The organism is Haladaptatus sp. W1 (assembly GCF_001723155.1).
Lineage (GTDB): Archaea > Halobacteriota > Halobacteria > Halobacteriales > Haladaptataceae > Haladaptatus > Haladaptatus paucihalophilus.
The window spans coordinates 1-2,666 of sequence record NZ_MEIH01000210.1; the positions used below are offsets into that span (position 1 = coordinate 1).

2 protein-coding genes, 1 tRNA gene and 2 pseudogenes are annotated in these 2,666 nt (G+C 63.7%); 2 read left to right on the forward strand and 3 right to left on the reverse strand.

The features are described from left to right. The 3 genes and pseudogenes from BG842_RS10020 to BG842_RS10030 all read right to left on the reverse strand — a co-directional run. Positions 1 to 511 (reverse strand): annotated as a pseudogene (locus tag BG842_RS10020) (aminotransferase class V-fold PLP-dependent enzyme); the annotation flags it as partial. A 98-nt stretch (positions 512 to 609) separates the two neighbouring features. After that, a complete protein-coding gene (locus BG842_RS10025; RefSeq protein WP_069450634.1) occupies positions 610 to 1,257 on the reverse strand; it encodes a TIGR00266 family protein in 648 nt (215 codons plus the stop codon). A gap of 275 nt (positions 1,258 to 1,532) precedes the next feature. Next, a tRNA-Arg gene (locus tag BG842_RS10030) sits at positions 1,533 to 1,607 on the reverse strand. Positions 1,608 to 1,699: 92 nt separating this feature from the next. Here BG842_RS10030 and BG842_RS10035 point away from each other — a divergent pair. After that, positions 1,700 to 2,280: pseudogene (locus tag BG842_RS10035) on the forward strand (AAA family ATPase). Next, on the forward strand, positions 2,277 to 2,666 hold a 390-nt coding region (locus BG842_RS10040), incomplete at its 3' end, for an RNA-binding domain-containing protein (protein ID WP_069450635.1). The pseudogene BG842_RS10035 and the gene BG842_RS10040, both read left to right, overlap by 4 nt.

The window sequence follows — 2,666 nt, forward strand, 5'->3', positions numbered from 1 at the left end:
GACGAAGTAGGCGTCGTGTTCCGCCGCGACGTCGGCCGACTTCGGCGACCGGATTGAGGAGTCCCGTACTCGTCTCGTTGTGGACCATCGTCACGACTTTCGTCTCGTCCGTCACGGCCTCCGCGACGGCATCTGGGTCGATGGACTGGCCCCAGTCGAACGCGACCGGCGTCACGTTCGCGTAGCGGTCGGCGATTCGCTTGAACCGCCGTCCGAACTTGCCGTTCACGACGGCGACCACTTCGTCGTCCTCACCGGCGAGGTTGGCGACGGCGGCCTCCATCGCCATCGTCGCCGTCCCGTTGAAGATGAGGCTGGTACCGCCGCTCGTCGTCGGCGTCCCGTCGAGCGAGGAGCGCTCGAAGATGTAATCGAGACCGTCCTGTGCGTTTTCGTACACCGACTCGAACTCCGCGGAGCGGTGCGATACCATTGGCTCGCTCATCGCCTGTCGAACGTCGCGCGCGAGGGGTACCGGACCCGGATTGAGTAGGAGAAAATCCTCTCGCATACTCACCCGTTCTACCTCCCCCTAAATAAGCGTCGTGCGGGGCGCAAATTCCGCCTCTTGTCCGAAGGCATCATTCGATACCTAAGAAAATAACGAGCCTACTCGCCGTCCGGCAGATTCGGCACAATCCACGAGAGAAGCGCGACCGGGCTTCGGGATTGCGTCCAAATCGTCCCCGGGCCTTCGAGTTCGCAGACGAGGCCGCCCCGCCCGCCAGCGTGTGAGTGAACGGTATCGACGCGCGTCACCTCGAAGTCCACGGACCCCTCGAACGCGACGACGTGGCCGGTGTCCAGAATGTATCGCTCGCCGGGGTCGAGGCTCACTATCGAGACGGCCCCGTAGCTCGAAAGAAACGCGAGACCCGACCCGGAGAGTTCGAGAAGGAAGTCCCCCGCACACTCCACGAAGCTTCCTTTTTCCTCGAAATCGATACCTGACTCCGCCGCGAGGAACGCACAGGACTGGACGTACAGCGTTTCGTCCCGGAGTTCGTAGTGAAAGATGTCGCCCGGAAACGGCGGCGCGAGCCGAATGGTTCCGGGGTGGTCCGCGGCGAACGTCGTCGAAAACGGCGTCTCCTCACCGAGAACGGAGCGTTCGAGTAGTGCTTCCGAATCCGGTGGCACTTCGACTCCCGCCGAATGGCTGACCAGCGACCCCGCCTCGACCCGAATCTCCTCGTCCGCGTCCAGCGTGAGGAGGAGTTCGGCGAACGCTGGCTGGTTCGTGATTTCGTACTCCATGCTCGGCTAGCCCACGACGCCGCGACGGATAGCCCTCCGGCCTCCTCCCCAGTTCGTGACCTGCTTTTTCGGTGATGGGCTCCCGGTTGAATGCCGGAGCGGAATTCACAAGCGGTTCGTTGGCGGTTGCGGTGCGGTAGCCGTCCAGAAGTAGAACTGCGAGCGGAGTTCTCGTGAGCGACTGAAAGGAGCGAACGAGAGCACGCAAGAGCAACGCTCTCGCGGAGCGAGGGTGACTACATCGTGCGAGCGAAACGAGCGGAAGCGAAGTCGAGCGAGCACGATGGGATTCGAACCCACGGCCGTCGGATTAGAAGTCCGACGCTCTATCCAGACTGAGCTACGTGCCCTCGGTACCGCATTATCGGTGCGCCTTCATAAGGGGTTGGGATTCTCCCCGCAAACACAGCCCTTAAGCACGGTTCACGAGAAAACGAAGACGATGCGAGTAATCGGAACCGTCGGCCTCCCGGGAGCGGCAAAGGCGAGGCCGCCACCGTCGCCGAGGAGATGGGAATCCCCGTCGTCACGATGGGCGACGTTATCCGCGCGGCGTGCCGCGAGCGGGGCCTCGACCCGGCGGAGCACCACGGCGAAATCGCCAAAGCACTCCGGGAGGAGAACGGCCCGGACGCCATCGCACAGGCGTCACTCCCACAAATCGACGCGGCGCTGACCACCTCGGAAACCGTCCTCGTCGACGGGATTCGCTCGGGCGTCGAAGTCGAACGGTTCGAGGACGCCTTCGGCGACGATTTCGTACTGGTGAGCATCGAAGCCCCGTTCGAGGTCCGCGCCGACCGGTTGAGCGAGCGGGGACGCGACCACTCGGACGCCGACGAAGCGCGCCTTCGAAAGCGCGACGAACGTGAACTCGGGTTCGGCCTCGACCGATCGATGGCGCGGGCCGATGCCGTCATCGACAACACCGGAACGCTCGACGGCTTCCGCCGCCGGATTCGCGCGCTCCTCGAAGACGGACTTTCGGGACTGGAGAGCGTAGAGGCGGGTGAGAACCGATGATATACAGCGTCGATATCCGAATCACGGCACCCGTAAACGACACCGAAATCGAAGCGCGGGTCACGGACGCCATCGAGAACGTCTTTCCCGGCGCGGAGACAGAATCGAAGGCGGGCGAAGTCGTCGCCGAAGCGCACAGCGTCGAGCACTTCTCCGAACTGCTCCACCGACAGGAAATCCTCGACACGGCGCGCGGCGAGTTCTTCTCGGGACGGGACGGCGACACGCTCTCGTTCGACCTGAAAAAACAGGCCGCGTTCCAGGGCGTGGTCAACTTCGCCGTCGGCAACCCCGACGAACTCGGCGAACTCCACGTTCGCATGCGGGTCACCGACCCGACCGTCGAGGAGTTCGTCGATTACGTCGCACCGCCGACCCAGGACGGG

Coding starts and splice junctions, on each gene's coding strand:
- BG842_RS10025 (WP_069450634.1), bottom strand. CDS start 1,257: ATGGAGTACGAAATCACGAACCAGCCAGCGTTCGCCGAACTCCTCCTC.